This window comes from Bradyrhizobium sp. B120, assembly GCF_049075665.1.
Lineage (GTDB): Bacteria > Pseudomonadota > Alphaproteobacteria > Rhizobiales > Xanthobacteraceae > Bradyrhizobium.
Genome location: NZ_CP185242.1, coordinates 1,890,100 through 1,916,721 on the forward strand (window position 1 = coordinate 1,890,100; position 26,622 = coordinate 1,916,721).

21 protein-coding genes and 5 pseudogenes are annotated in these 26,622 nt (G+C 58.8%); 9 read left to right on the forward strand and 17 right to left on the reverse strand.

Annotated elements, in window-relative coordinates; translation table 11 throughout:
* Positions 1 to 81: 81 nt before the first annotated feature.
* The 7 genes from ACOIX3_RS08905 to ACOIX3_RS08935 all read right to left on the reverse strand — a co-directional run bounded on the left by ACOIX3_RS08905 (position 82) and on the right by ACOIX3_RS08935 (position 6,120).
* Positions 82 to 630, reverse strand: a complete 549-nt coding sequence (locus ACOIX3_RS08905; protein ID WP_420969424.1) for a carboxymuconolactone decarboxylase family protein — start codon at positions 628 to 630, stop codon at positions 82 to 84.
* A 6-nt stretch (positions 631 to 636) separates the two neighbouring features.
* Positions 637 to 1,191: a peroxiredoxin gene (locus tag ACOIX3_RS08910; protein ID WP_420969425.1), complete on the reverse strand. Its 555-nt coding sequence runs from the start codon at positions 1,189 to 1,191 to the stop codon at positions 637 to 639.
* Positions 1,192 to 1,848: 657 nt separating this feature from the next.
* Positions 1,849 to 2,526, reverse strand: a complete 678-nt coding sequence (locus ACOIX3_RS08915) for a DUF2478 domain-containing protein (RefSeq protein ID WP_420969427.1) — start codon at positions 2,524 to 2,526, stop codon at positions 1,849 to 1,851.
* A 39-nt stretch (positions 2,527 to 2,565) separates the two neighbouring features.
* A complete protein-coding gene (modC, locus tag ACOIX3_RS08920; protein WP_420969428.1) occupies positions 2,566 to 3,705 on the reverse strand; it encodes a molybdenum ABC transporter ATP-binding protein in 1,140 nt (379 codons plus the stop codon).
* Positions 3,702 to 4,166 carry a hypothetical protein gene (locus ACOIX3_RS08925; RefSeq protein ID WP_420969429.1) on the reverse strand — a complete coding sequence of 155 codons (465 nt, stop codon included), beginning with the start codon at positions 4,164 to 4,166 and terminating at the stop codon, positions 3,702 to 3,704. Before ACOIX3_RS08925 ends, modC begins: the two co-directional genes overlap by 4 nt.
* A 281-nt stretch (positions 4,167 to 4,447) precedes the next feature.
* Positions 4,448 to 5,488, reverse strand: coding sequence for a cytochrome-c peroxidase (locus tag ACOIX3_RS08930; protein WP_420969430.1), 1,041 nt, complete (start codon positions 5,486 to 5,488; stop codon positions 4,448 to 4,450).
* Between the two features lie 317 nt (positions 5,489 to 5,805).
* The gene (locus ACOIX3_RS08935) at positions 5,806 to 6,120 is read right to left on the reverse strand and encodes a hypothetical protein (RefSeq protein ID WP_420969431.1); all 315 of its coding nucleotides are present in this window, start codon (positions 6,118 to 6,120) and stop codon (positions 5,806 to 5,808) included.
* Positions 6,121 to 8,866: 2,746 nt separating this feature from the next.
* On the opposite strand from ACOIX3_RS08935, the gene ACOIX3_RS08940 reads away from it, so the two are divergent.
* Both ACOIX3_RS08940 and ACOIX3_RS08945 read left to right on the forward strand, forming a co-directional pair.
* Positions 8,867 to 10,504, forward strand: coding sequence for a hypothetical protein (locus tag ACOIX3_RS08940; protein WP_420969432.1), 1,638 nt, complete (start codon positions 8,867 to 8,869; stop codon positions 10,502 to 10,504).
* Between the two features lie 151 nt (positions 10,505 to 10,655).
* Positions 10,656 to 10,901 carry a hypothetical protein gene (locus ACOIX3_RS08945; protein WP_420969433.1) on the forward strand — a complete coding sequence of 82 codons (246 nt, stop codon included), beginning with the start codon at positions 10,656 to 10,658 and terminating at the stop codon, positions 10,899 to 10,901.
* A gap of 338 nt (positions 10,902 to 11,239) precedes the next feature.
* Here ACOIX3_RS08945 and ACOIX3_RS08950 read toward each other — a convergent pair whose 3' ends face one another.
* Both ACOIX3_RS08950 and ACOIX3_RS08955 read right to left on the reverse strand, forming a co-directional pair.
* A complete protein-coding gene (locus tag ACOIX3_RS08950; protein WP_420969434.1) occupies positions 11,240 to 11,959 on the reverse strand; it encodes a hypothetical protein in 720 nt (239 codons plus the stop codon).
* Positions 11,960 to 12,018: 59 nt separating this feature from the next.
* The gene (locus ACOIX3_RS08955; protein ID WP_420969435.1) at positions 12,019 to 12,768 is read right to left on the reverse strand and encodes a hypothetical protein; all 750 of its coding nucleotides are present in this window, start codon (positions 12,766 to 12,768) and stop codon (positions 12,019 to 12,021) included.
* Between the two features lie 774 nt (positions 12,769 to 13,542).
* Here ACOIX3_RS08955 and ACOIX3_RS08960 point away from each other — a divergent pair.
* Positions 13,543 to 13,830, forward strand: a complete 288-nt coding sequence (locus ACOIX3_RS08960; protein WP_420969436.1) for a transposase — start codon at positions 13,543 to 13,545, stop codon at positions 13,828 to 13,830.
* A 202-nt stretch (positions 13,831 to 14,032) separates the two neighbouring features.
* A complete protein-coding gene (tnpB, locus tag ACOIX3_RS08965) occupies positions 14,033 to 14,197 on the forward strand; it encodes an IS66 family insertion sequence element accessory protein TnpB (RefSeq protein WP_420969437.1) in 165 nt (54 codons plus the stop codon).
* Here tnpB and ACOIX3_RS08970 read toward each other — a convergent pair.
* Positions 14,172 to 14,384, reverse strand: a complete 213-nt coding sequence (locus ACOIX3_RS08970) for a hypothetical protein (protein WP_420971987.1) — start codon at positions 14,382 to 14,384, stop codon at positions 14,172 to 14,174. The two genes, tnpB and ACOIX3_RS08970, sit on opposite strands and share 26 nt — an antisense overlap.
* Positions 14,385 to 14,864: 480 nt before the next feature.
* Between ACOIX3_RS08970 and ACOIX3_RS08975 the strand changes: the two genes are divergently transcribed.
* A complete protein-coding gene (locus ACOIX3_RS08975) occupies positions 14,865 to 15,542 on the forward strand; it encodes a hypothetical protein (RefSeq protein WP_420969438.1) in 678 nt (225 codons plus the stop codon).
* Between the two features lie 53 nt (positions 15,543 to 15,595).
* Here the strand turns inward: ACOIX3_RS08975 and ACOIX3_RS08980 are convergent.
* A pseudogene (locus tag ACOIX3_RS08980) lies at positions 15,596 to 16,568 on the reverse strand (IS701 family transposase).
* A gap of 62 nt (positions 16,569 to 16,630) precedes the next feature.
* Positions 16,631 to 17,382: pseudogene (locus ACOIX3_RS08985) on the reverse strand (IS5 family transposase).
* Between the two features lie 757 nt (positions 17,383 to 18,139).
* Between ACOIX3_RS08985 and ACOIX3_RS08990 the strand changes: the two are divergent.
* A pseudogene (locus ACOIX3_RS08990) lies at positions 18,140 to 18,211 on the forward strand (transposase); the annotation flags it as partial.
* Between the two features lie 2 nt (positions 18,212 to 18,213).
* On the opposite strand, the pseudogene ACOIX3_RS08995 reads toward ACOIX3_RS08990, so the two are convergent.
* Both ACOIX3_RS08995 and ACOIX3_RS09000 read right to left on the reverse strand, forming a co-directional pair.
* A pseudogene (locus ACOIX3_RS08995) lies at positions 18,214 to 18,447 on the reverse strand (site-specific integrase); the annotation flags it as partial.
* A gap of 658 nt (positions 18,448 to 19,105) precedes the next feature.
* A complete protein-coding gene (locus ACOIX3_RS09000; RefSeq protein ID WP_420969439.1) occupies positions 19,106 to 19,909 on the reverse strand; it encodes an effector protein NopP in 804 nt (267 codons plus the stop codon).
* A 243-nt stretch (positions 19,910 to 20,152) separates the two neighbouring features.
* Here ACOIX3_RS09000 and ACOIX3_RS09005 point away from each other — a divergent pair, with 243 nt between their 5' ends.
* Positions 20,153 to 21,364 carry an IS701 family transposase gene (locus ACOIX3_RS09005; RefSeq protein ID WP_420971691.1) on the forward strand — a complete coding sequence of 404 codons (1,212 nt, stop codon included), beginning with the start codon at positions 20,153 to 20,155 and terminating at the stop codon, positions 21,362 to 21,364.
* Between the two features lie 417 nt (positions 21,365 to 21,781).
* Positions 21,782 to 22,531: pseudogene (gene istA, locus ACOIX3_RS09010) on the forward strand (IS21 family transposase); the annotation flags it as partial.
* 18 nt (positions 22,532 to 22,549) lie between these two features.
* Here the strand turns inward: istA and ACOIX3_RS09015 are convergent.
* The 3 genes from ACOIX3_RS09015 to ACOIX3_RS09025 form a co-directional block, all read right to left on the reverse strand.
* Positions 22,550 to 24,616, reverse strand: a complete 2,067-nt coding sequence (locus tag ACOIX3_RS09015; RefSeq protein ID WP_420969440.1) for a recombinase family protein — start codon at positions 24,614 to 24,616, stop codon at positions 22,550 to 22,552.
* A 273-nt stretch (positions 24,617 to 24,889) separates the two neighbouring features.
* A complete protein-coding gene (locus ACOIX3_RS09020; RefSeq protein ID WP_420969441.1) occupies positions 24,890 to 25,366 on the reverse strand; it encodes a helix-turn-helix domain-containing protein in 477 nt (158 codons plus the stop codon).
* A 165-nt stretch (positions 25,367 to 25,531) separates the two neighbouring features.
* Positions 25,532 to 25,759, reverse strand: coding sequence for a DUF5372 family protein (locus ACOIX3_RS09025; protein ID WP_420969442.1), 228 nt, complete (start codon positions 25,757 to 25,759; stop codon positions 25,532 to 25,534).
* Positions 25,760 to 25,830: 71 nt separating this feature from the next.
* Between ACOIX3_RS09025 and ACOIX3_RS09030 the strand changes: the two genes are divergently transcribed.
* Positions 25,831 to 26,619, forward strand: coding sequence for a Mu transposase domain-containing protein (locus tag ACOIX3_RS09030; RefSeq protein ID WP_420969443.1), 789 nt, complete (start codon positions 25,831 to 25,833; stop codon positions 26,617 to 26,619).
* The last annotated feature ends 3 nt before the right edge of the window (positions 26,620 to 26,622 follow it).

A 26,622-nucleotide genomic window follows, 5' to 3' on the forward strand; every position in this document is an offset into this window, starting at 1 on the left:
GTTACGCTCACTCGGGATACGCGAAGGACCGGTTGTGGCGCCATTGGGTGGCGCCAGGTGTCGATCCGGTGGCAAAGGCAATCAGCCCGTCGCCTGGGAAGGGGTGGGCCCAGCGGCTTCGATCGCAACCGCCACTGACTGCACGATCGCTGCGAAGCGCACGGCGGTATGGATCGCTTCGGAACTGACGCCCGCGGCCCGCAGTGTCTTCTCGTGGGCTTCGATACAGGCACCGCAGCCGTTTATGGCCGAGACCGCCAGCGACCACAGCTCAAAGTCGGACTTGTCCACGCCGGGATTGCCGATCACATTCATGCGCAGCCGTGGCGGCATCGTCTTGTATTCCGGGTTGGAGACGAGGTGAACGAAGCGATAGTAGACGTTGTTCATCGCCATCACAGAGGCTACGGATTTCGCTGCGGAAATTGCCACGGGCGTCATCACTGCGGCTGCAGCCGATTCCATCGCGGCAATCAGGGCCGCATTGCGGGTGGCAATCGCGCTCGCCAGAAGCACTCCGTATTGTCGTTGCGGCGAGAGCGTCTCATCGGCCACCAAGGAGGTCAGGTTGAGCCTGACGTCCTTGGCGAAATCGGGAATCGTTTCATTCAACTGATCGATCGACGACATGCTGCCTCAAGCAACCTTCAGGGTTTCGCCGCCGACTTCGCGGTTGCAGGGACAGAGCTCGTCGGTTTGCAGCGCGTCCAGAACGCGGAGCGTGTCTTTGGGGCTGCGCCCAACATTGAGATTGGTGGCATAGACGTGTTGGATTGTGTTGTTGGGGTCAACGATAAAGGTGTAGCGATAAGCGACGCCCTCGGGTGAACGCACACCAAGGCCATCGACAAGGGTTCCCTTTGTGTCGGCAAACTGCCAGATCGGTAGATCGTGCAGGTCGACATGCGAGCGCCGCCAGGCGAGCTTGCAGAACTCGTTGTCAGTCGAACCACCCAGCACGACCGCACCGCGGTCGGCGAATTCCTTGGATAGCCGGGCAAACTCGGCGATCTCGGTCGGGCAGACGAAGGTAAAATCCTTGGGATAGAAGAAGATGATCTTCCATCTTTCTGGAAAGCTCGTTTCGGTCAGCGTCTCGAACGCGCTCTGCCCGTCTTCTTCATGCGCCTGAAAGCCGGGCTTCACGCCCGTGACCTCGAACGGCGGCAACTGACTTCCAATTCCAAGCATGCTGTCCTCACAAGGCTGTTTTGCGTAGATCGTGCCGTCACCTTTGAAGCAAGCTATATGCCATGCGTTCTCAAATCCGATTGTCGCGACTGCGCCAAACAGGGGCTCTGGTGTAGCATCTACCCCTTGTTCGATTGGATCTCAGATCCATATCCAATCGTGCCGCGTGCATGCGCGATGCTCGCGCGCTCGAAACGAATTGATCGAGTGCGCTGTTCAGCTGGGTTGCGATGCTGAAGCAATTCTGGAACCTAATGGTATCAGGCGCCCGACGCGCGCTGTAGTGCGCCTCGACTCGTAAATTCCAGCCCAGAGGCGTGCACTACGATCCGCCTGGGAATGATCGGCCTGCAGAACGACTGGGTGCCATCCTGCAAGCCGCTAGCATGCGCCGGCAGAAGAACGACTATAATTTTGGGTGTCTTGGCAGTGGAGGGTACCCGGGCGCCGGTTAGGCGATTGGCGGGGAGGACGGCCGGCAGACCTCAACGGCTCGTCGTCGAGCGGCAGGTGCAGCAGAACCGACTAAGGGCCCGACGCCGGCTTCGACTGACAGTGCGCGCCGAGCCGGTGGGAGCGGCTTCTCGCCGACTGGAATGCGTCATCAGCACGCTCGCAGAGCATCTGCTGGCTCAGAATGTGGCGTGGACGCCGAAGCTAAGGCGTTTTTCGTAGGCGGCCAGGAAGCCCGGCGGGGGCTTTTGGAGCCAGCGTGCCCGGTAGTCTCACAGCCGTCATCAAGCTGTCCGGTATTATCGTCGCCAGATAGCTGCAACTGGGACTGAAGGCCGGGCTGCGCGCCAAGCGTGTGGAACTGTCGCGCCACCACTCCTCCACGACCTGACGATCGCAAACTAGCAGCGTGCCAACGTCCCCAGTGAAAGCTCGCCAGTCGACAAGACATTTTCTTGGAACGGCCGTCAGGAGTGGCACGCCGGAGGTAATCGCGTCGATGAATTCGGCGCGAAGGCCGCGGCCAGCCGCTTCCTGTTTGCCGAATTTACTAATCACGAGGAGGTCGACCTTGTCGTGAAGCGCCTGGGAAACGACAATTGCGGCTTCGGCAAGTCCATTCGTATCGAGCGTACAGGACATGGTTCCGCTGTCGAGTGGCTTGGAAATCGAGATCTCTTGTCCGGTCGCAACGTCGACTGCGCACATCGCATGCGTTCCGTTTGCGCCCTTGAAGTGTCGCTGGACGATGCCGCCGACGCGTACGCCCCGCCGAGCGAGATCCTGGGCAAAATCGGCAAGCAGCCTATCGACGTCGTCGTTTGGCTGGTAGAAAATTGCCGCCACATCATTCGGATCGATCTCTTCAAGATTGCCGATCATGGCCGTGGTCCTATTGCTGCGCGTTTCTCGTGTCGGCGCTCACCGTCGAACATCTCTAGCTGGTGTGGAAGGGGTTACGAGCAACCGCTCGGGGGCCGCGACCGGCAAGGCGCGCGCGACCTCGGCGAATACGTCCATTCCATTGCTGAGCTTTAGCGCATCAAAGGAGCGGCGCGGGATGCGGGCCAAAAGCGGCACGCCCGATCGGCCTGTTTCGAGAGCCAGAACCAATGTCACCTCAGCTTCGTCGAACGGCAGAGAAGCTTTGATGCGTGCCGGAAAGATATTGAGGATGGAACTTGCGCGCGGTGCCTCGCACGTGATGCTGACATCGCCGGCCGCAATGCGCAGCCGTAGCTGCGCGCCGGGTCTGAGCGGCGGTCCCGGTATCAACAGACGCGCACCTTTGAGGCGGAGGATGATTAGCCCATAGCGCCCGTCATAGCCGCCGACGATGGTGTCAATGCAAACCGCCGCTTCGCCGCGCGCGGCAAGCGCTGGATCGCTCTGAACGGCATGCAGCGGCCCAGCCGCAGTCACAATGCCATCTCTCATCATGACGAGATGATCGGCAAAGCGCTCGATATCAGCCATGTCATGGCTGATATAGATCATAGGCAACGTAAGCTCTTCACGCATGCGCTCGAGAAATGGCAGAATCTCGCGCTTGGCGGGGCTGTCGAGCAAAATGAGCGGGTCGTCCAGCAAAAGTAGCCGAGGTTGGGACAACAGCGCACTTCCCAGGGCAAGTCGCTGTCGCTCGGCGCCAGAAAGTAATGAGGGCTGACAGTCAAGCAATGGCGCCAGGCCGAGCAATTCGACCACGCCATCAAAGTCGATCAGTGTCGCTTTCGATTTTGGCGTGTTGTACAGAAGGGTGCGCTTGACGGACAAATGAGAAAACAGAATCGGTCGCTGGAATACATATGCGACGGGACGCTGATGAGCCGGCCAAAACGTCGTCTCATCCTGCCAAATCTCGCCATCGATCGCGCAAAACCCGCTCGGTAGACGCTGAACGCCGGCGATGCAGCGCGCGAGTGTGGTCTTGCCGCACCCAGGCGGACCGAAAATGGCCGTGACACCTTTGGCCGGTACGCTGAACTGCGCATCCAGCGGGACGCTGGCCAGAGAGCCGTTGAAGGCGACTTCGATATGGCCAGGTGTCGCGTCTCTCACGTGCCCGTTCCTGCGCTGTATCTTTCCATCAAGGTCACGAGCGGAATGGCTCCAAAGGCGAAGATCACCATGCCGCCGACAATCCGGTCTGTCTCGCTCCAGCGCTGCGTCTCCGTCCCTAGGAGGCCATAAGGAGGTGCGGCCGCAGGATTGCGGACTGATGGTGTTACGGCAGCCGGCATCTTGAGCGCCGGCAATCGAACGCTGCCGCGCGCGCTTGTCGATGACATAGACAAAGCGGGTTCCAGTGTCGCGGGCAGGGCTTGCATCGTTTGGCTGGAGAGGTGTCGCTTCGCGCCAGAGCTCGATACGGCCTCGGCGCCGGCAGTCCGCTTGAAGGGAGCCACGGCTTTCGTAGCCAATGTGACGATTGCGCCAACGCCCGTATTCATGGCTTCTGCAATTTCAGGCGCAAGCAGCATCAAAACCAGGTCGACTAGGATCAATCGGATAAGCTTCATTGGAGCTCCGGCGGTGGTCCGCCGCGACCGCCTTCGTCGCGGCAGCTCCTTGCTCCTCACCCAGCAATCTGCGTGCCGTTCAAAAATATGGCGCACAGCCCGCTTGGCTCATGGTGAAACGCGCGTGGGTCCCAACCCGGCTAGTGGAATGGCCCCATCGTGTCGTTGGGCTTCAGACGTTGGCGTCGCCAACCGGACATGCAGGATGGACGAGAAGCTTGCGTCGTTGCGCCGTCTTCCTCAGCATTCGACGAACGCCTAATTCTGGTGCGGCAAGGGCTCTATTTGTCCACAGAGGGCTTTGGTGTTTTTTCGGTACGCGCGGGCAGTATCGGATAATCGATTTTAGGCAGCTGCCCGGTGAGTGAATTCAGAAACGCGACGATGTCGTCTTTTTCCGTATCGTTAAGCTTCGCGCCGAGTTGAATCTCACTCATCACGCCAACCGCCTGTTTGAGGCTCCAAACCCGGCCCGAATGGAAGTAAGGGGGGCGCAATGCGACGTTGCGCAACGGGGCGGAGCGAAAAACATATTCGTCGCTGGGCACCCCGGTGACGGCAAAACGGCCCTTGTCGCCCCGAGGGAGCAGGCTTGCGGCTGGCCTTTCCATCACACCGAACGGGAAGTAATCCTGTCCACCGACGTTGATTCCATTGTGGCAGGAAGAGCATCCCTTTTCGATGAATAGCTTCAATCCTGCTTTCTGTTGATCACTAAGCGCATACGCATCGCCCTCGAGGTACTGGTCGAAGGCGGCGGCGGGTGTGATCAATGTCGTCTCGAAAGCCTCGATGGCCTTGGCGAAATTTTCAAAGGTAACCGGCGCCGGATCGTTGGGGAACGCCTTACTGAACATAACGATATAACCGTTCATCGAATTCAACGTGTTGAGCACGTGAGCGGGCGTCGCATTCATTTCGACACTGGACTGGACAGGGCCTGCGGCCTGGGCCTTGAGGTCCGCCGCGCGACCATCCCAGAACTGCGCTACGTTGAAGACTGCGTTATAGACCGTTGGCGCGCGACGTGAACCAAGCTGCCAGCGATGACCAACCGACAACGGACCGGCATCCACTCCGCCGGTCCCAAGATTATGACATGTATTGCAGCTGATGACCTCGCTCGCCGATAGCCTCGGGTCGAAGAACAGGGATTTGCCAAGTGTGACCTTTTCGTGGGTGATGGGGTTATCCTTCACCGCAGGAACGACTGAGGGGATCGGCTTGAAAATCCGCCTCGCGACGTTCATCAAATCATCATTGGCGCCTGCTGCTGACGTGGCCAGAATCCCGGCGGCCGCAATAGACAACTTGCCTGCCATGTAAAACTCTCGTGCCGCTGATTTCCTCATACCGATTCTTACTGTCTGTTGTCGTAGATCCTGGGCATCGCGAACATAGCGCGGGATTCGCGCGGCCTGCGTCTGCAGAATGGCTGGCAGCAGTCAAAGACAAATGGCGTCTTATATGTTGCGGCTAGGCTGCACGCAGGTCTCACGCTTGCCGCTGTTAGTAGCAACTGCCGTGCCAGTCGGGCTCAAAGGTCTAAGCGCTGATTGGGTCTCAAGGAACTGCAGAATAAGAATAGCAGCAGGCGGCTTGAACATGCGAAATCAATTGTCCGTCACAGATACGACAATCACCGGCCCAGACCAAGGTATCCTGGGCCCATCGCTTCATACCTTGTATTCGAGCCGTAAAGCGGTCGGTCCCGCCCATCGTTGAGCGTGCAGGCGCTAAGACGTTGGTCGGCGTGGCACAGAGCGAGCAGCGACCAGGCCGCTTGTCGGGTGATCGGCTCGACGTAATCGCGATGCTCGTCTGCGGCGCCTTCAACAATGCGCTGCGCTCCAACAGTAGGCCGAGCGATCAGCGGTCGACATCGGATGACGCCTTGCACGCGATGCAGCCGGAGAAGCGTGTAATTGTCGAGGAGTTCGTTCTTCTTGCTCATGTCAAGATGCAGATATGCCCATCTCAGCGCGTATTGACACTTGCTCGACGCTCAAAGTGATTGAATCGACCGTAGCGTTAGGTTGTAGGTCTTCTGAAGCAAGGTCGGACGCCTTTGCAGAAGAGTCATATTGGGAACCAACATTGCGAATGTCTCAAGCTATAAAGCGGGCTGCGCGAGCCGCGTGTGCAGCCGATCTTTACTGGGCGTTAGTCTGGGCGACGGGCCTGTCGCGCGTGGTGGAACGATGATTCGGAAGCAGGGCAACGACGACGTCGGCCCTGCAATAGCACGATGGTTTCTGCCAATGCTTGGCCTGCTTCCCGGCAAGCAGGACGATAATCGCGGGACAAGGAACAATCATGAAGGATATACAGCGCAAGGGAGGTTTGGTGAACCAAAAGCGACGGACGGGTTGGACCTCCCCTGCGTATCCCAATCTGCCACCCGTTGCCGTGATTGCGATCGCGGCCATGTTGTGCACGGGATACGCTCACGCGCGAGATCGCAGGTCGGAAGAGGTCTTGACGTCTTGCAAACCAGACGTGATGCGCTTCTGCAACCGCTTTACAGGACGTGGGGATGTGGACGCGACCATGTTTTGTCTTCGGGACAATTTCAAAAGCTTGCTTGTCGAATGTCGCCGCGTGATGCCAACCGCGGCGGAAAGAAAGGGACGGGCGAAACGAGGCGTCGACAAGCTTCCGATCGTCCTGCGTCGGGAGTGAGCCGCCCGAGCGTCAATCTCAGAACGTAACCGGCAGGCAGCGGTCCAAACGGGGTGGGTGCTGAAGTTTTCGTCACGCTGGTTGTCTTGAAGCAGATCGAAAGCGTCCCTCCAGCTGGAGCGCCGTTGGTCCACTGGCGGGCATGCAAGTTCCAGCAATCGATGGCCTCGTTCGGCGATCGAGCGCGCGCGCACGCCTGTTGTGAGGTCGTGATGCGATCGGAAGCTCGCATTTTCGGTGCTGCAGTAGCTCGTTATCAGCGGTGCAGCCAATTCCGCGAGCCAGCAGTGAAGTTGCCACCGGTTCGCCGAAACTGACCCGGGGGATATACGCTATGCACGTCCGGGCTGGTTACGGCCAAGCATCGTCCAGGAATTCCTGCGGTCACTCATCTATGGCGACGTCAGCCTAATGTTCCTGGCAGGCGGTCGAATCGGCGATAATCGGCAGCGAAATCGCTTGAATGCTGGCGTTGCGATTTCATTCCATGGCGGCCTTCCAAGTCAGAGCCGCTCGTCACGGGATTAGCTTGGCGTTGACCGTCGCCCTCGAGGGAGTAGATCGAGGAAGTCGCTCACGTCGGCCGCCAATCGACCTTCCGAAGGAACCGGTTGACGCCATTGCGGCGTTCTCGATCGGCGCCTAAGTGGAGTCGCTTGGCCCAACTACGGTGCTTTTCGTCGAATTCGCTTCAGTGCTCAGGACCAAAGGAAATGCGGTCGCCAAGAGCCGCTCGAAGGCAGAAAGCTGTTCAAGCAGACGCTTCTCCACGACCTCGCGCTCAGCGCCAGGCAGCCCCGCTCGAAGCAACCTACGACAACGCCAAACCTCGTTTCGCACCCATCTGATCTCACTCAATCTATCATCGATCGACATCATCACAGATTGCAGATTTAGGTTTACCCGGCGATTTGCAAACATCGAGCATGCGGATATCCGCGAGCAACCGCTCCATGGCGCCGCATACATACCGAACAGCTGCGTCTAAGAACTTGTGACTTGCCGATGTCATCGGGGAATGTGGCGAGCGGTTTGAGGTGTGCAAGGCTTTTATCAACCGGTACCAGCTCACGCTACGCGTGTGAAAAAGTATTTGCTGAAGATCATTGCGTTTCCCGGCGTTGTGACGGTGTACATCGCATATTTCCTGCACGCTACACGGTCGACGTATATCAGAGAGGTTTGGGTCGGGTCCGACGCCCGAGGAAGCTGACGGTCGAGCAGGAGTTCGTCAGACACAATGCACGCCGCCATGGTCGATGGCACCAAAGTGACATTTGTTTGGCGACTTTGTTCGATGCCCAGCCACTCGGCCTTGGCTTCACCTCAGTCCAGCAGAGCACTACCGGGAACGTGGCGACGTTGACCTCCAACGGCGCAAGGGATGTAAAATGATGGCGACTTTATTACGCTCGCCTCTCCCCCAGCAGCGCAAGAATACGCACGGGCCAGCGTGAGGCTCAGCCTATCACAGATTGTTATTATTTCAGTCGGGATCAGTGTCGAACTCAATAGGCACTCCACTGATAATCATTGCTATCATCGTCGGCTGTGCACATTCAGCGTCAAGATACCCATTTAACAGCTTGAATCTCACGTTGCGTCAGGTTGTAGTCTCGTAAAGGAAAAAAGCGGGCGGGACACGCGTCTATGACTCATTGGCAAATAATGATCGGCGGCGATGGCATGCTAATTGCCAAACTTGTCGCTTATGGGCGACGGGCGGGAGAACCAGAGTCATCGTGGGCACGAGGCGACGCAGTGGGGGCTATTGTCAATCGTGCTGCAACAAGCGGGCTCGCGATGCGGCATGAGATCATGGAATGATGCAGAATGTCGGCAACAGCTGCGATCGCATTTAAATCCCTGCGCAAAGAGAGCGCGATGAGTGAATAGCTCGGCGCTCGTAAGCAGATGGCTTCAATTGGATAGGCAGTTAGTATCCAGCCAGAGGTGATGACCGGTCGCACTGAGCGCGCGGCCGCACCGAACGCCGCGGAAAAAGCTCGGAAGGTCTTATGTCCGCTCACACTGATCTGACGACGGCGCTAAGCGAAATCGATCGTGCTCGCGATATCGTTGAATTCTCAACTGCAGTGGTCACGCGCGACAAGCAGCTGCGCAAGGCAGACCACTCCGCGTTTCTGCAGATGGCCGCCGTTGAGTTTCAATCTCGATTTCTGCCGAACTTCGAGGAAAGCATCCGTGCCGGGAGATCGTGGGGCTATGCGACGACATGCAACGCGGTGAGTCGAAAGGCCGGAGGCCAGGCCGGCCGGGCCGCTTGCGAGAGAATTGCGTCTCGTGTGTCGCAGCTCGACCATGCTCTGATTGGGAAAGTCGGAATCAGAGCCCTCTCCATATTTGCAGCATCATTCGGCCGGCACTCCAGTAGAGCGGAGTGTCGCAACGGAGCGATCAGAATAGCTAGTTTTTGTCGCGAGGAAAGCAGGTCGCTTCAACGATTGAATAATCTGAGTCTGGCGGCGTTGATAAACGGTTTCAGCAAGTGGCCGGAAGAGGCTGACTTTCGTCAGGCCGCAGCCGCGATCGCGGGGGAGGTCATTTGCCGTGCGGGCCGCCATCACCAGCTCTCTGACTTTACACAGCAAGGGTTGGTGAGCCTGGTCAACGGATTCAGCAAATGGCCGGAAGAGGCGGCCTCGGGCCAAGCCGCGGCCGCGCTTGCGCGCGAAATCCTGTGCCGTCCCGGCCGGCTCCGCGATTTTGCCCAGCAGGGGTTGGCCATCCTGGTGAACGGTTTCAGCAAGTGGCCAGAGGAGTTGCCCTGTGGTCAGGTCATAGGCGCGATTGCGGGCGAAGTCCTTGGACGTGCCGTCCAGATTCGCGAATTTAGCGAGCAGGATCTGGCGAACTTGGTGAATGGCTTCAGCAAATGGCCAGATGAGGCAGTCACTCGTCAAGCGACGGTCGCGATCGCAAGTGAGCTCCTGCGAAGTGGCGCCCAGCTTCCTCATTATACCCAGCAAGCACTTTCGAACCTTGTCAACGGGTTTTGCAAATGGCCCGAAGATGCGACCTGTCGCAAGGCTACGGTTGCGATCGCTGGTGAGGTACTTTGCCGTGCTGCCCAACTCCCTGATCTTACGCAGCAGGGGCTGGCAAACCTGGTGAACGGCTTTGGCAGGTGGCCGGAAGAGGCTGCCTTTCGCCGAGCTGCTGTCGTTCTCGCTCGCGAGGTCTTCCGCCGCACCGCTCAGCTCTGTGAGTTCTCGCAGCAGGGATTGGCGAATTTGGTGAACGGCTTCAGCAATTGGCCGGAGGAACTGCCTTGTGGTCAAGTGGCCGTTGTGCTCGCGGGCGAGTTCCTTCGCCGCGGCGAACGCAAGGCGGGGCTCTCATGTTTCACCGCCCAAGACCTCAGGGGCCTGGTGATCGGATTCAACAAATGGCCGCAAGAGAGCGCCGCTCGCCAAGCCACGATTACAATAGCCGATGAGGTCCTCCGCCGCGGTGTCCGGCTGTTTGACTTTACCAAGCTGGAATCGGAGAATCTGCTGAATGGCTTTAGCAAATGGCCGCAAGACGCCGCCGGGTATCGGACGATAGCGGAGATCAGCAGGCAGCTGCAACTCACGCAAACTGAAGCCGCGCAGCCCCGTGTTGGAGAGAAGTGGACCCGGCAGACGAGATAATCGACCAAAGAAATCTCTCGGCAGTTGTCTTCAATACGCATGATGCGGACGTCTCGAACACGACAATCCCGCGCAGCGAACGCCGCCTGGTGATGCGGTGGCAGCGTTCACATTTCATAGAATTGAGCGAACAATCAGAAGGACGTAGTTCTTGATCGAGGCTGAGAAGGATGTCGTCGACCACATGCTCTCATCATTGACGACCAGCGTGTTGCAGAATCGCATCACGCCATCCGACGAACAGGTGATGCATCATTTCGGGCTAGCCTGCGAAAGAGCGGGGCTGATTGCGACGGAAGAGGCGGCAATCCGGATCCTGAAGCGTGTCTCACGCGAGATCAACAAGGCAAAGTCAATGCTCGAGTTCATCGGTCACGGCATGGATCGGTTGCAATGAGCTGGGCGTAGAGAAATATCCGTCGTATCACAGCAGATGCAGCCGTTTGTTCAACCGACAATTGGAGCAAACCAAGAGCCGGGTCATCGTCGCTTGTCCGTCGAAATCTGCGACAGAATGAGCCGATGTTGGAGGATCGCTCCTCGCGGCCGATGTTAGAACAGGAGGGAGCTTGTCATCCAGGATGATATAATCCAGGACCCAGGCCTTTGTTGATTGCGCCGAGAGCGCGCGCCGGCTTGAAAAGGTACTCTCGACTGCTCTTTACGGGTGAAGAATCCTTTATCGCGATTCCAAACGTTCACCTCCCATTGGGGAATGGATGGCGAGCCGGGACTTCAGTGTGCCCTTGTGCCCCGCAGGCTTTCGATATTCGTCGCTCGAGATCGATAGGGTCCCCGCAGCATCACACTCGATTCCAGGTCGCGAAACATGGTGTAATTTCGTCGGATCCACTGATGCAACTCGGTGGACCAGTCCTTCTCGTTGCGCAGATATCCGGTGAAGGAAAAGCTAAGTCGATCGATATATCTCTTGAGAAACAGCGGCAGCGCGGGAATCCGAAGTACCCGCTCGCCATCCATCGCATCGGGTAATCCGCCGCGCAGCACGAACTCATTGTGGACAGTGACCAGCGCCGCCGGCGGAATCCGCCGCCGCAGCATGTCATAACTACGAAAGGAGACGCGGTCAGCATTCGCGACGAAGAAGATAATAGGCGCGACATAGCAGCGCATCGTCTCCTTCATAAAGCCGATCTCCTCGCACATCTTGAAGAATTCATCAAAGGCATGGAAACCGAGATCGATCACCTTGGCGACCCCGTCGTGGATGATCAGCGGGTCCATCAACTGCATCTTGCCGTAAGTATCGATCACATCTGCGGTCTCCGTGATGTTGGGGAGGTAATCGAGTAATGACGGCTCCTTCAGACTGACATCGAAGGAGAGCGCCTTGCCATTTTTTAGCAGCAAGAACTCGCTCAGGAGGCGAGCGATGAGAGTTTTGCCGACCTGCGGGCTAGGAGAGCAGATGATGTAGATGGGGGTTGCTAACATAGCCAGCAGATCAATCTTGTTTCGTATTGGGCTCAACCCGTCGCTCGCCGATAATGCGACTACTTCTCGTCGCCACGGTTGGCTGACTTAGCTCCGGTCAATTCCGTCAAGCTGATGCGATCAAATTCGCTCCAGACATTTGCCAGCCAATGCCGGACATAGCCGCGCAGCACGAAGGAGTTATTCGCCGGCTCATCGTTCCGCCCCTTGTTTGCGACGAAGTCCACGAATGGGACGGAAGCGACTTCGACCTGCTCATAGGCCATCTCGTTAAGTTTCGGTATGGTCAACTCGGTCGCATGCTTGATGCGATGAAAATAGGAATTATAGGTCGGCTGGTCCCACTGGAAGAATTGAGTGTCGTTGATGAAGTTTTTGACCAGATAGTATTTTGCGCCGCTCATGTAGGTCGCGGTCTCGGCGATCTCGTCCAGCGAAGCGATAGATGATCCCAAGATATGGAATACGGCAAAGGTGATCTGTCCAGACCGCGCCGCATCCAAAAAACCGATGTCGCGCAAGGAGGCCAGTGCGGAGGACAGTAAGCCGGCGCGTGCATCGATGACGGTGACGGATAGCCCTGAGTTCAGGGTATCGAAGATCTTCATCTGGTCCGCGGTCGTTGTCATATCGACGATCTCGGTGATCTCCGGATAGAAGCGCTTCAGCGTCCCCCGCGGCGACTCCGTGTCGAATGCGCGTGTTTGCACGTTATTGACTCTGAAGTAGTCCAGAAGCGTCCGTGATACGGTCGTCTTGCCGACACCTCCTTTGTCCGCACCCACCACAATCACAACTGGCTTCACCATGGAAATCTCCTGAGACACTCGTTATTGCCGCGCGCGAAGCACGCTATCGGCGAGTACCTGCTTTGGATGCGAACATGGCAGAAAGAAGGGGCAATCGAATCTTTGATACGAGACGCGCGACTGGTCGACATTTCCTAACATCAAGCCAGTGAAGCCGCTTGATTGCAAAGACGATGCAGGTCGAGAACGGCAACTAATCACTCGTACTCGTGATCTATGTGAGGTTTGTAAGCAGCTGGAAGAGTTCGAAGAATCAGCTGCACGCCTGTGATCATCGTCACGATCACCATCAGCCGGTTATTCCTGCCGATCTTAGATCGACATCAAACCACTTGAATCTTACGTAGCGTCAGATTGTAAGCTTGCTGGTAGCGCCATCGAGGCGGTGCTGCGCAGGCGAACTGAGAAAGAGTCGCGCCTCAAGTTCGTCCGACTACGGCGTGGCCGATGTTAAGCATCTCCTCGATAGTCACGGATGGCCGTCTTTTTCACCAGAACGCGAAGTGGCTCCTGAGATGACGTTGCAACGATCGAGCTCTCAAGTCTGCTGAGATAACATCGAGATGTGCGAGCGTTGGAATGCGTCATGACGCACATCGCAATCTCCCATCTGTTCGCGCCGAGGCGAGATCATCGTCTCGCGGACAAGACTGAACGGTGAGCAGGTCGTCGACCTGACGGCGCAGCATCGTAAGCGGCAAAGAGACCCCGTCTGGCGGAGTGGGTGAGCGATCGGCTATCGGCTGCTGAGTTTGTGAGCCGATGTGAGCTTCTATGTCTGCGCCTAGTTCTGGAACTAGAACCTTCGATACGATCGAAGCGATCGCCGACAGTCTTGAGGGAGCGCCGCGGCAGCGTCGCCGACGCTGGTCGGACGAGTTCAAGGCGCAAGTTGCGACAGAGGCGCTGGAGCCCGGCGCGAGCGTATCGGCGACGCCCGCCGGATCGGCATTCACCCGTCGCAGCTGTTCGCCTGGCGCCGTGATGCTCGGGCCGAGCGGCATTATCGTTCGCGGCCCTCGAGTTGCGAGGGTGTGGTGGCTTCTGTGGCAGGTGTCGTGATCGAAATTGCGATTGGCGAGGTGGTCGTGCGCGCCGACGTGGACGTCGACGAGGCGCACTTGCAGCGGGTGATCCGGGCGGTCCGTTCGGCATGATCCCCTCTGGTGTGAAGGTGTTCCTAGTGCGCGATGCCGGTTCAAATCCGTTGTTCCGAGCAAAAAGAGCCGATGGAATAAAGATCGTATAGTGGGATGGCTCCGGCGTGTGCCTCTATTTAAAACGTCCTGAAGAGGCGAAGTTCTGCTGGCCGCGGATCGGGCATCATCGGGTGCAGATGAATCCTGCGCAGTTGACGGCACTGGTGGATGGAATGGACTGGAAGCGGGTCCGGACCGTGGTGGTCAAGCGGCCGGAGATTGTTGGGTAAAAGCGCTGCGGCCAAGTGAATCAGTGAGCTGAAAGGCAAGAGAACCGGGGCAAAAAGCGCTCTGGTCGGGCCAATGATGCCGCCCGATCTCAACCTCCCGAATGACGTAGAGACGCTGAGAGCCATGGTGCTCACCATGGCCGAGAAGGCGGCTAATCGCCCGCAAATCCTTTTGCTTCAGCTTCATTCCCAAATGTTCTGTGTTTTTCTGGCTCTTCGAGTCGACTACAGTATCCACTCGTTCGGAGGCGATTCGGGCGTTCTTTCCCCAAAGCCGAGCGGGACGGCGTCTGAAAGAGCGTGAGTATCGGTGGCATTGCTTTCCCTGACTCGTGGCTTCTCGAAAGATATACGAAAATAGAAAACGGAATGCTCGAGGCGGCAGAATGAATACCGACCTACGGAACACCGCGGAAGACTCCAATGAATCTTACGATCTCCTGCAGCAGGCGCAGCGACAACCGGGAGACTTGAGCGCAAGCCAGCTCGCCGGCACACCCGTCCGCGGATCAAGCGAACTTTGACCAGAAGCTAAATGAGCTGCGGCCGATCCAACCAACAGCTGCCGCTTCGACGGATTCTGAAATTGGATCAGGGTCGACTATGACGAAGGGCAATCTGAGAGCGCGGGCTATCCCGCAGACCGAACGGTGCCCAGCCCCATCTTTTGTTAGGGGGGCGCGCCGAACTTGCCGCATCGCTGAGCGGAGCGAACGTTGAAGCGCTCAGGAACGAGATCAGACTGGCTGAACAGCGATCAGCACAATGGCCAGGAACAAACCGATCTTTCGCTGGCAGCGTCGATAGCAGCAGTGTTTTCAACAATGTGCTGGCATCGTCGTATCTACAGCTACACCGCTTTCAGGACGCGGCCAGCGATTGCGATCCGCGCCTAGATGATAATGTTAGTGCCATCGCGCATGTGCGCTCCTTGGCGGATTTGCGTTGTCACGAAAATCCGCATGTTTCTGAAGCGTTCCGCTGGGAGGACGATGAGGAGGACGAAAAGAAAGAGGACGAAATCGATAAGGCGCGCCTCGCTGCGATGCACACGCAGGGCGACATAGATAGTGCGTTTGTGTCGTTGTCCCAGGACCCCTCACAGCTGCTCGTTTCAAGGGACGACAGTGAGTATGGCGCGAAGGGAATTGCAGAGAACGCTAAGGAGTTGCACACCTACATGGTACCGCGTGTTGCCGCTTGGCCGGCTAAAAAAATCAATGACATTCTAGCATTACAGTTGCAATTTTTTGCTGAGATGGGCTTTGCGCGCGTTGGCCTGATGAGCCCTACGCCAGGACGACCATGCGAGGATGTGGGCGTGGGGGATGCGCCGCTGGGTTAGCTTCATGGCGATGCGCCGGATTTCTTGGATTGACCAGCGGATCAAGAACGATGCTACGGTCGAGGCCGCTGTCGCGTTTTTTTGAGCAATGGCCCGGTGTTGGCCCGATGACGGATGACGGCCATCATGGCGAAGGCAAGCATGACGAGCGAGACATGGCGATGCCAGCCTTGCCAGGAGCGGGTTTCGTTGTGATCAAGGCCGAGCTCGTTCTTAGCGGTTTCGAAGCTGTCCTCGATAGCCCAGCGATGGCCTTCCACCGACACCAGCTTCTGCATGGACGTGCCCTTGGGGCACCATGTGGAGAAGAAGGCCAAGCTGCCGTCGGCAATGTTGCGGCGGATCAGAAGACCCCGCGTCCATTCCCCGGCAAGGTCGTCGTTGTATTCTCCAGCGTCGAGATCGGCCAGCTCAAGATAGGCCCAGTCGTGCCAGCGCGGACCTTTGGTCCCTTCGCCGGACGACAGGCGATGCCAGACCTTCTTGGGAAGGCTCTGCGCGATCGCGGAGGCAGTGCCGGCGACAGGCTGCGGCTTGCCCCAAGAACGGAACACATGATTGGAAGCAACGCCCAGAACATAGCCCTTGCCCGCCTTGCGCAGCAGGGTTTCGATCTCTCCGGTGCCATACACGCTGTCCGCCGCCACGAACGAGAACGGCACCTTTGCGGCGATCGCGCGAGCGATCATTCGACGCGCGATCTTGGGCTTCGTCGCAAAGCTCACATCGGTTGGTACATGCGCTGCCTTCAGGCGAGCGGGTTCGTCCGTCCATTCCTTTGGCAGGTAGAGCGCCCGGTCGATGAAGGCATGGCCATGCCGCGACACATAGGAGGCGAACCCGCATCCAACCCGTCTTGCGCGGCTCGTTGCCCAACAGTCCGTCGAGAAACTGCCACGCCGAGGCCGCGACCCGCTCCTGCGTAAACAGCGGACGGATGCGTTGCTTGGCATCTCGCAACGATGAAGCCCACAGCGCCAGCGTATTCTCAACCGACGCACCACCAATCATCAGATCCCGAATCATGGTCACCCATGGATTCAGAACCCTCAAGAAAATGCAACTGTAATGCTAGGGTCTGTTTGGATTCATCTTGAATTTGTCACGGCGGCGGTGAGATTGATCATTGCTTCGAAGCTGAGGTCAGTTTTGTCGGCTCGCATGGCGATCCGCTTGAATTCCTTGAGCTTGCAGAAGAGGTTTTCGATCAGGTGCCGCCATTTGTACATTTCCTTGTCGATGGCGAGAGGATTTGCGCGCCGCGGGTGCTGGGAGATGACAACCTTGGCGCCGCGTGCGTCGAGGTCGGCGATGATTGCGTTACTGTCGAACGCCTTGTCTGCAATCAGCGCATCGAAGGCCAGCCCTTCGATCAGCGGCGGGACACCGACCGTGTCAAAGCGCTGCCCAGGCAGCAGCACGAAGCGCACGAGATTGCCGAGCGTGTCGGTCAGTGCCAGGATTTTGGTGGTCATTCCACCTTTCGAGCGGCCGATGGCCTGGTTTTGCGTTCCCCTTTTGCGCCCTGTCCGTGGCGGTGGACTTTGACGATGGTGGCATCGACCATGACATATTCCATGTCCGGCTCGTCTGAAACCGCATCAAACATGCGCTTCCAGACGCCCGCCTTCGCCCAGTCGCGAAAGCGCGTGTACGCAGTTATCCAGTTGCCGAAGGCGCGCGGAAGATCGCGCCACGGACTGCCCGTGCGGGCAATCCACAGCACGGCTTCGACAAACAGCCGGTTGTTATTGCCGCTCCGGCCGGGATCGCCCGGCTTGCCAAGACACAGCGGCTCCATCTTCGCCCATTGGGCGTCAGTCAAAACGAATCGGTCCATCCCAAGCTTGAATCACAACCAAGCCAGGATGAGAATCTGGAGGGTTCTGTGAGGTCGCGCTCACGCGAGGGCGCGGCAGGCGCTTATGACGCGACCTCATTGAAGCCGGATTGAACGAAGGCGCGGGAGGCTATGCGCGGTTTTGCAGCTATGGGGATTGTTCGAGATCGCAATGCCCGATCTGCTGGCTCGGCGCGAGAGGCAGAGAAACGGGATGTGCGCATCGGGGAAGAGTTGAGATCAGACGCGCTTCGCCGGAGATCGCGATAGGCTTTTTGCTGCATCGGACGGTTGTTGTGGCGCGGTGTGACAGCACGGATTCGACATCGTCCGCGATGATCGAGACGCTGGGAGCGAAATGACGAATGATGATCGTCGTGCACGGCATGACTTGGCTCACGATGTGTCGCATCGGAACGGTGATGTTCGAGGGCTGGGGCGTCTGAAGCTATGTCGAAAGCGCTCAATGATGCGCATGACGCCACCACAATCGGGACAGGCAGGCGCCTCGGCCCAGGTTTGAGCTTCCGAATCCACAGGCGACGGCTCGCCATCGTTTGGCGCTGTCCGCTCACGATCGAGAAGTTTGCAGCAAAGGGCGAGTTTGGCAGCGCGATGGCCGTTGGCCATGAAGCCGAAGTGGCGGATGCGATGGAAGCCATCGAAGAGCCGCGCCGCGCTCACCACCGCCTATGCGGCCGGGCTCAGGGCCTCGGAGGTTGCGGGACTGCGGATCGAAGACATCGACAGCGCCCGCGGCGTCACCCAGGTGGTGTTGGCCTATCTCGGCCGCTACACCCATCGCGTCGCCATCGCCAACAGCCGGCTCTAGAAAAACCGTAGCGCACAGACGATCTGGTTCAGCGCCGGCCATGATATGCCGGTCGAGACCAGATGCACCTGGAAGGCGCGGACGTCTTCCAACTCTAACCGGTCAGGTGATCGGCCAAAATAGCGGCTGAACTTCGAAACCGCGCTGATGTAGGATCGCTGCGTCGCCGGCGACAGATTGCGGACGGTCATGTCTTCGATCATGCGGCGGCGAAGAGGGCTCAAATCGGCCATCTCGATACTCCTGTCTGAGGGGGTGGGCTCCAACACCCACATCCTTCAGCCAGGAGGCGATCTACGCCACCTTGCCCCTTACGCCGCGGCAGCGGCTTCGTTCAATCCTAATAAAAAGCCCAATTCTAACAATCTGCCAAAGTAGTGTTAGGGCGCGGATTCATTAAGGCGCAGCCATAGCCTGACTGGCGCGAGTTGAACGAAGGCAAGGTAGTTGTCCTGACATCTGCTCCATTTTTTGATCTTCGCATCCAATGCCGGCGAGCCCGGGTGGATGGTCTCGTTGCTCGATGAGTTGGCCCGACACTTCTCGAGATTACCGCCTACGAAGAAAACGGCCAACGAAGCCCTCCTCACCCAGGCAACCCGGAAAGATCCCGAGCCATTCTGATGGCGAGGACACAATGACGCTGGCGCCTGCCATAGGCAATCCGCTCCTCCCGCCCGGGCGGGAGTCGAAAACTCCGGCTGGAAGCCGGGGTTTTCTTTTGTGCTATTATAGGCACCAGCTCTCGTAAACCGCCGCCAGTACAGTGCACCTCACGGCTTGAGCCGAATTGGCTTGGGCTTCGTTCCGTCCAAGGCTCGATCGTAAGCCGCAGGTGTCGGTTGGTCTGCGCTCCTGCTCCACCTCAAATGGATTGGTAGAGATCTCACGTCACATGAAGTCTCCATCCGAGTCGGACTCTGATGAAGGTTCATCATCGCTCGACGCTTTGGAGAGATACATCGAAGAATTGGTTGCGCGCTGCCATTCACCATCCCTATATCTCCACTGGCTGGACTGGGTGGGATCAAGTACCATATCATCGGGATCCACATGAACGAAGCCCAGTTGTTCTGCACGGGCTCTCGCTTCGTCATTGGCAGGACGCCAGTTCACTAGCGGCCGTTCGCCGTCTCGCCGTAGTTGGTGCTCGAGCAGAATATCGCCGGCGTTACCGACGAGCGGATGTGCAACCTGAAAATCCACGATTGATGTGACATCAGTCCGTCCGGGAAACAGTTCTCGCCACCGCTGGCTGGTGAACTCAGTCGCCATAGGAAATCCGGCTTCCGTTCTTTGGAGGCCGACGCTCGTATTTCCTAGTTGGTAGCTGTAATATCGCGCGGCATCGGAATCCCTTCGGATCGCGAAACTTCTGGCGGTATCCGCGGTGCGATTAGCTCTTTCGGATACAAATTCTGAGTATTCCTGCGGATTGTTGGCGATACGATCGATTTCTTCACCATGAAAGCTCCTCACCCGTTCCCGGAATTCGGCCCGGTTGATCTCAATAACGGGAGGTCTTGAGTTGAGGTAATAACTCGGCTGCGAGGATGAGCTGGCACCCGAGTCCTGCAATCCCATTCTACGGAACGCGTCCGCAAAATCGTCGGCATTCCTGTGCTCCGGGGAGCTAGCGTAATGATACTCATCGTAGGATGGAACATGCGACGTATTGTTAACTCGATCGTCCATGACGACCACACTCCTATGGCGGTTGCATTGTGTTTCAGGTCGTTAGACCTGACTCCGCAGATAAGCAGCTTAGCTGTCCGTAAGCTGACGCCGAGAAATTAACGGAAAACTAGGTGTTTGGCCCCGGCATTTCTGCAGCGGATTGAGTTTGAATCGTTCCGGCTTGGAAGTTCAATCCTGAATCCAAACAGACCCTAGCATTACAGTTGCATTTTCTTGAGGGTTCTGAATCCATGGGTGACCATGATTCGGGATCTGATGATTGGTGGTGCGTCGGTTGAGAATACGCTGGCGCTGTGGGCTTCATCGTTGCGAGATGCCAAGCAACGCATCCGTCCGCTGTTTACGCAGGAGCGGGTCGCGGCCTCGGCGTGGCAGTTTCTCGACGGACTGTTGGGCAACGAGCCGCGCAAGACGGGTTGGATGCGGGCGGAAGCGGCCGGCGATCCAGGCCCGTGGCGCCAGCAGGCGATCCTGGGCCGGGGGCGGTGGGATGCGGACGCACTACGCGACATTGTGCGTGAGTACGCGCTGGAAGCGCTTGGCGATGAGGACGCGGTCCTGGTCATCGATGAGACCGGCTTTTTGAAGCAGGGCAAGGCCTCGTGCGGGGTCGCACGCCAGTACACTGGCTCGGCGGGCAAGATCACCAATTGCCAGATCGGAGTGTTCGCCTCCTATGTGTCGCGGCATGGCCATGCCTTCATCGACCGGGCGCTCTACCTGCCAAAGGAATGGACGGACGAACCCGCTCGCCTGAAGGCAGCGCATGTACCAACCGATGTGAGCTTTGCGACGAAGCCCAAGATCGCGCGTCGAATGATCGCTCGCGCGATCGCCGCAAAGGTGCCGTTCTCGTTCGTGGCGGCGGACAGCGTGTATGGCACCGGAGAGATCGAAACCCTGCTGCGCAAGGCGGGCAAGGGCTATGTTCTGGGCGTTGCTTCCAATCATGTGTTCCGTTCTTGGGGCAAGCCGCAGCCTGTCGCCGGCACTGCCTCCGCGATCGCGCAGAGCCTTCCCAAGAAGGTCTGGCATCGCCTGTCGTCCGGCGAAGGGACCAAAGGTCCGCGCTGGCACGACTGGGCCTATCTTGAGCTGGCCGATCTCGACGCTGGAGAATACAACGACGACCTTGCCGGGGAATGGACGCGGGGTCTTCTGATCCGCCGCAACATTGCCGACGGCAGCTTGGCCTTCTTCTCCACATGGTGCCCCAAGGGCACGTCCATGCAGAAGCTGGTGTCGGTGGAAGGCCATCGCTGGGCTATCGAGGACAGCTTCGAAACCGCTAAGAACGAGCTCGGCCTTGATCACAACGAAACCCGCTCCTGGCAAGGCTGGCATCGCCATGTCTCGCTCGTCATGCTTGCCTTCGCCATGATGGCCGTCATCCGTCATCGGGCCAACACCGGGCCATTGCTCAAAAAAACGCGACAGCGGCCTCGACCGTAGCATCGTTCTTGATCCGCTGGTCAATCCAAGAAATCCGGCGCATCGCCATGAAGCTAACCCAGCGGCGCATCCCCCACGCCCACATCCTCGCATGGTCGTCCTGGCGTAGGGCTCATCAGGCCAACGCGCGCAAAGCCCATCTCAGCAAAAAATTGCAACTGAATGCTAGAGCGCGGGCATGCTCCCGGAGATCGGGAGTTGCGAGATTGGGTGTGCGGATTCCGAGATGATGGTGCGCACCGTACCGATTTGATGGCGCGCAGGGTTCCGAAATGATCGCGCGCAGCATTCCGAGCATTCTCCGCGCAGCATTCCGATTTGATCGCGCGCAGTTTCGGATGGTGTGAAGCCTGATCGTTGGTCCATTTCTCCGGCTGGAACAGCTTGGAGAATTGGATGCCGACGAGGAGGGTTATCATGCGCCAGGTGCGCGAGATTGCGAGGTTGAGCCTTGAGGCTGGGCTCTCGACGCGCGTGGTTGGCGAACGTGTCGGCGTCGGACCGACGACGGTACGTGACACGCTGAAGCGGTTTGCACGCGCGGGTCTGGCATGGCCCGTCCCGGAATCGATAAGCGACGTCGAGCTGGAGCAACTGATGTACGGGGTGCCTGGCGTGAAGCCGGGTCGCCGCAAGGTGGCCGAGCCTGACTGGTCTGTTGTTGCCCGCGAGCTCAAGCGCAAGCATGTGACCTTGCAGGTGCTGTGGGACGAGTACATTGCAGAGCATCCGGACGGGTACCGGTACAGCCGTTTCTGTGACTTGTTCCGCAACTGGGAAGGCCGGCGGCCGCTGGTGATGCGCCAGCACCACGGCGGGGGCGAGAAATTGTTTGTCGAGTATGCCGGCGACAGGGTGCCGGTGGTTGACCGTAAGACTGGCGAGGTGCGTGACGCGCACATCTTCGTCGCGGTCATGGGCGCATCCAGCCTGTCGTTCGCGCTGGCGACGTGGACCGAACAGCTCGGCGACTGGATCGCGGGACATAACGCGGCCTACAGCTTTTTTGGCGGCGCGACGCAACTGTTGGTGCCCGACAACGCCAAGGTCGCGGTGATCAAGGCCTGCCTCTATGACCCTATGGTCAACCGCAGCTACAGCGATATGGCGCAGCATTACGGGACGGCGATTTTGCCGGCACGGCCGCGTCGCCCGAGAGATAAGGCGATTGCTTCATATTGCACCTCATCCTGACAGTTGCGCGGTGATAGGTGTTGCTTGCGGTTTGCGGGAGCGGCGGCCGCCACGGCCTTTAAGGATAATGGTATCTGATGCGATCTCCCAGAGCCCACGGTTCAGGCTGTCAGCGTAGCATTTTTTGATGAGTCCCTGACGGCCCCACTCCTGCACGGTGGTTTTGGCGATGCCAAACCTCGCTGCGACCTCGCGCGTCGTGAGCATACCACGGTGGCGCAGTCGATCGTATCGACTCGCCAGTTTGTAGGCACTGCGGATGAAGGCAATCTTCTTCAGATTGAAGGGCTTGCTTTCCCAGGTGCGCCATCCGTCTCGGTTCAAAATCTCAGCGATCTCGCGGTCGCAATGCTGATCGAGCAGCCGATCGACGGCCGCGACAAGCTCGGGTTTGAACTTGCGCAGCTGGGCGATTGGCAGCGGTCGCTCGAGCTCCAATGTGCGCGTAGCCCCGCCGGACAGACGCACATGAGCAATGATCTTCTGCGCCTTGATCAAGGTCACGTCTTCGATGAGCAAGCGCGCGATGCGCTTGCGTTCACGGAAGTCGACGCGCGGATCGTTCCAGATTTGCGGCAGCTGCTCGGCAAGACCGAGAATACGCTGGCGGACCTCAGCGGCGAGCGTCGCAGTCTGCTGTTTGTTGCGACGTTCATATTCCTCGATAGCTTCGGCATGACGGTGTAGCTTGTTGTTCCACTCCGCCTCAAGCGCATCGGCGACGAGACGATTGTCGGGGTCCACCTTCATGTAGCGCCGGCGGGCAAGTTCGGCGTCGTAGCGCAGTCGTTCGACGTGCTGGCGACGTGCGGTATCGGTCTCGCGGACTCGCGCCTCAAGCTCGCGTTGGACCTCCAGAGTGACCGCCAGCGCCATCGGCGTCATCATCTCGATCATCAACCCGGCGACCGCTGGATCGATGATCTTGCCAGGCACCGTTTGGCAGGTCTTCCCGGCGCGGCGCACTGCACTCTCTTGGCACACATAGGTCGGGACCGTATTGCCATGCTCGCGACTGTAATGCACACCCATGCGGTCGCCGCACAAGCCACAGAGCACGCGTCCCTGGAGCAGCGCCGGCCCCTCGCGCGCCGGCCCAGAGAATCGTTCACCGCCGAATGCGCTCGCATTATCCGCAAGGCGCCGTTGATTTGCTTCGAACCGTTCCCAGTCGATGTAACCCTGATGCATGCCGGGCATGACGAACTGCCAATCCGCTCGGGGAATCTTCACGACGCTGGTTCCGCCGTCGGGCCGGTGGCGTGTGCGCGTACGCCCATAGACGAAGGCGCCGGCATAACGGGGATTGTGCAGCACCTGCAAGATCCTTGAATGCTGCGGAAGCGCCCACAAAAGGTCGCCTTTGTTCGCGCCCGTCCGCAATCGGCGCGGGAACTGCAGGCCTTGCTCCCGGAAGAAACGGACTGTCTGGACGGCGCTTCCGGTCCGCTCAAAGGTCTCGAAGACCAACCGGATGGCATTCTGTACTTGAGCATCCGGATCGAGACCGACCGTACCGTCGGTTCGGTACACCAATCCGACCGGAGGCCCCATCTCCAGCTCGCCGCGACGGGCCTTGTTGAGCTGGCCGCCACGCATGCGCGCTTTGAGGATGTGCAGTTCGGCTTCGCTCATCGTGCCTTTGAGGCCAAGCAGAAGGCGATCGTTAAAGCCGGCTGGATCATAGATGCCGTCCTCATCGAGAATGAGCGTCGCAGTCAACGCGCACAGTTCGATCAGGCGATGCCAGTCCGCAGAGTTACGCGCCAATCGCGAGACCTCCAGGCCCATGACGATGCCAGCCTTACCGAGCGCCACCTCGCTCACGAGCTGTTGGAAGCCGTCGCGTGCGGTCGTGCTCGATCCGGATTTGCCGAGATCGCGATCAATTACATGAATGCGTTCGATCGGCCAGCCCGCTGCAATTGCGCGCTGGCGCAGCGCGTATTGGCGCTGCGTGCTCTCGCCATGTTCGGCGACCTGCCGCAACGTGGACTGACGAACATAAAGGTACGCATCACGCTTGAGATGGTCGGCCGTGACCTTGTGCTCAGGCATGCATGGGCTCCATAGCGAGGGAGATAAGAATGCCGGCGATGAGGCGGGTGACCTCCTGTGCCGGCGGCGACAGATCGGGCTTGGCGGAAGACGATGGCTCGGGGGCGTGGTGGCAAGTCGCCTCGGCACGAGGTTCGTGCCCAAGCGCCCGCATCCAGGCGGCCAAACCTTGACGGCGAAGAATGCCGAGACCAGGAGTTGCGGCGGGTTTGCCTGATAGGATCGCGGTACGCAGCTCCTCGTAGACCGCCGCTGCCTGCGCCGATGCCACAATCACGCTGGATGGATGATTCGTTTTTTTTTGCGCGCAAGCGCTCGCTCGAGGCTGCGCCTGTGCACTTTGATGCCGAAGCGTGACTCGATCGCCTCGAGGCATTGAGACGTCGCCAGCTCGGGCTTTGCCGTCTTGAGTTCTGTAGCGAAGGCAATGACTTCGCCAGACAGCTTGTGGCCGGCCTTGGGGCCTCGCTGGCTTGGCAGCAGACCGGCGAGCCCACTGGTCTTCAATGCGCTCTGAGCTTTGTAGAAGGTGGGTCTCGTAACACCGAACGCCGCCGCGGCCTCGGTAATGGCGATGCCATCGATCTGATGACGCCGCACCATCTCGTAGCGGACCTGGACCAGGTCCGCGGCATCGAAGAACGGATTGCCGGTGAACGCAATGTCGCGAACGGCCTCGGGATTGGGGTTGAGGACGCCGTCTCGTGCCAGCGCCTCGCTCTTCGAATCCCGCTTTCTTGCCTTCGCCATGTCTCGCCTCGGGGGCACGTAAATAAAAATACGCCTCTATATGTAGATTGTCAACCGCCGGTCTAGCGCTAGATGCGGTGATTGGCGGCAAGAAAATGAGACTAGATGTCATGATGAGGCCTGCGCAGCGGCATGATTTGATTTACAATGGAGGCGTAATTGCCTTTACACATCAGTTGCTCGAAGCTGCTGCGCGAGCCGATCCAGCGCGTCGCACAAGGACAGCAAGTCCACCGTGCGAAAAGCGGCTCTACCCTCCGCAATCCGCTGGAACTCGTCCACCGGATCGATATCGGTGAACGCGCTTGCGATCGTGCAAAGCCTCCCATCTTCGCCGACGTAGACCACACGATCCTCGCCCCAATGTCGCTGCCGGCAGATCGGCTCGAACATGCGGCCGCACAGCGGATGGAAAGGATGAGTGATCCGCACCTTTTGGCGGGTCGTACCTACACAGCCTGCAGTTGGCGACTTTCGACAAAGCCAAGGTCGAAGTCGGCGTCCAAATCGTCGGGCGATGGATTCTGGCGCGCCTGCGCAACCGCCGTTTCTTCTCGCTCGCCGCCCTCAACGAGGCGATCCACGCACTGCTCGTCGATCTCAACAACCGACCGTTACGGAGCTGGGGACGAAGCCGGCGCGAGCTGTTCGAGGAGCTCGACCGACCGGGACTGACCCCATTGCCCGACGAACCCTACGAGTACGCTGAGTGGAAGCGCTGTCGGGTCAACCTCGATTATCATGTCGAGATTGCCAAGCATTACTACAGCGTACCTCACAACCTCGTGCATGAGGAGGTCGAGGCACGGATCACCCTAAAGACCGTCGAGATTTTCCTGCGCGGCAAGCGCGTCGCCTCCCATCTGCGCAGTATCCTGCCGCATCGACCAACGACGATTTCCGAGCATATGCCAAGCTCGCTTCGCCGCTACCGCGACTGGACCCATGAGCGCATCCGCTCCGAAGCCGCCAAGGTCGGGCCCGACGCCGAGACCCTGATCGACGTCATCCTCCGATCGCGGCCGCATCCGGAACAGGGCTTCCGCTCGGCCATCGGCATTCTCGGGCTGGTCAAGCGCTATGGCGCGGAACGTGTCGACGCCGCCTGCGCCCGTGCGCTGCTGCTCAATGCTCGTTCCTACAAGTCGGTCGCCGCCATCCTCAAGAACGCCACCGACAAAGCCGCTCCTCCCGCCCAGGAGGCGCCCGTCCTCTTCCACGCCAACATCCGCGGCCGCAGCTACTATAACTAATCA

What these genes read in the sequence shown, in the direction of transcription:
- ACOIX3_RS08905 (WP_420969424.1), bottom strand. Translation starts at nt 630, where the DNA reads ATGTCGTCGATCGATCAGTTGAATGAAACGATTCCCGATTTCGCCAAG.
- ACOIX3_RS08960 (WP_420969436.1), top strand. Translation starts at nt 13,543, where the DNA reads ATGTCTGCGCCTAGTTCTGGAACTAGAACCTTCGATACGATCGAAGCG.
- ACOIX3_RS09000 (WP_420969439.1), bottom strand. Translation starts at nt 19,909, where the DNA reads ATGGACGATCGAGTTAACAATACGTCGCATGTTCCATCCTACGATGAG.
- ACOIX3_RS09025 (WP_420969442.1), bottom strand. Translation starts at nt 25,759, where the DNA reads ATGTTCGAGCCGATCTGCCGGCAGCGACATTGGGGCGAGGATCGTGTG.
- ACOIX3_RS08955 (WP_420969435.1), bottom strand. Translation starts at nt 12,768, where the DNA reads ATGGTGAAGCCAGTTGTGATTGTGGTGGGTGCGGACAAAGGAGGTGTC.
- ACOIX3_RS09020 (WP_420969441.1), bottom strand. Translation starts at nt 25,366, where the DNA reads ATGGCGAAGGCAAGAAAGCGGGATTCGAAGAGCGAGGCGCTGGCACGA.
- ACOIX3_RS08935 (WP_420969431.1), bottom strand. Translation starts at nt 6,120, where the DNA reads ATGAGCAAGAAGAACGAACTCCTCGACAATTACACGCTTCTCCGGCTG.
- ACOIX3_RS08950 (WP_420969434.1), bottom strand. Translation starts at nt 11,959, where the DNA reads ATGTTAGCAACCCCCATCTACATCATCTGCTCTCCTAGCCCGCAGGTC.
- ACOIX3_RS08925 (WP_420969429.1), bottom strand. Translation starts at nt 4,166, where the DNA reads ATGAAGCTTATCCGATTGATCCTAGTCGACCTGGTTTTGATGCTGCTT.
- ACOIX3_RS08930 (WP_420969430.1), bottom strand. Translation starts at nt 5,488, where the DNA reads ATGGCAGGCAAGTTGTCTATTGCGGCCGCCGGGATTCTGGCCACGTCA.
- ACOIX3_RS08910 (WP_420969425.1), bottom strand. Translation starts at nt 1,191, where the DNA reads ATGCTTGGAATTGGAAGTCAGTTGCCGCCGTTCGAGGTCACGGGCGTG.
- ACOIX3_RS09015 (WP_420969440.1), bottom strand. Translation starts at nt 24,616, where the DNA reads ATGCCTGAGCACAAGGTCACGGCCGACCATCTCAAGCGTGATGCGTAC.
- ACOIX3_RS08940 (WP_420969432.1), top strand. Translation starts at nt 8,867, where the DNA reads ATGTCCGCTCACACTGATCTGACGACGGCGCTAAGCGAAATCGATCGT.
- ACOIX3_RS09005 (WP_420971691.1), top strand. Translation starts at nt 20,153, where the DNA reads ATGATTCGGGATCTGATGATTGGTGGTGCGTCGGTTGAGAATACGCTG.
- ACOIX3_RS08915 (WP_420969427.1), bottom strand. Translation starts at nt 2,526, where the DNA reads ATGATCGGCAATCTTGAAGAGATCGATCCGAATGATGTGGCGGCAATT.
- ACOIX3_RS08970 (WP_420971987.1), bottom strand. Translation starts at nt 14,384, where the DNA reads ATGAAGCTGAAGCAAAAGGATTTGCGGGCGATTAGCCGCCTTCTCGGC.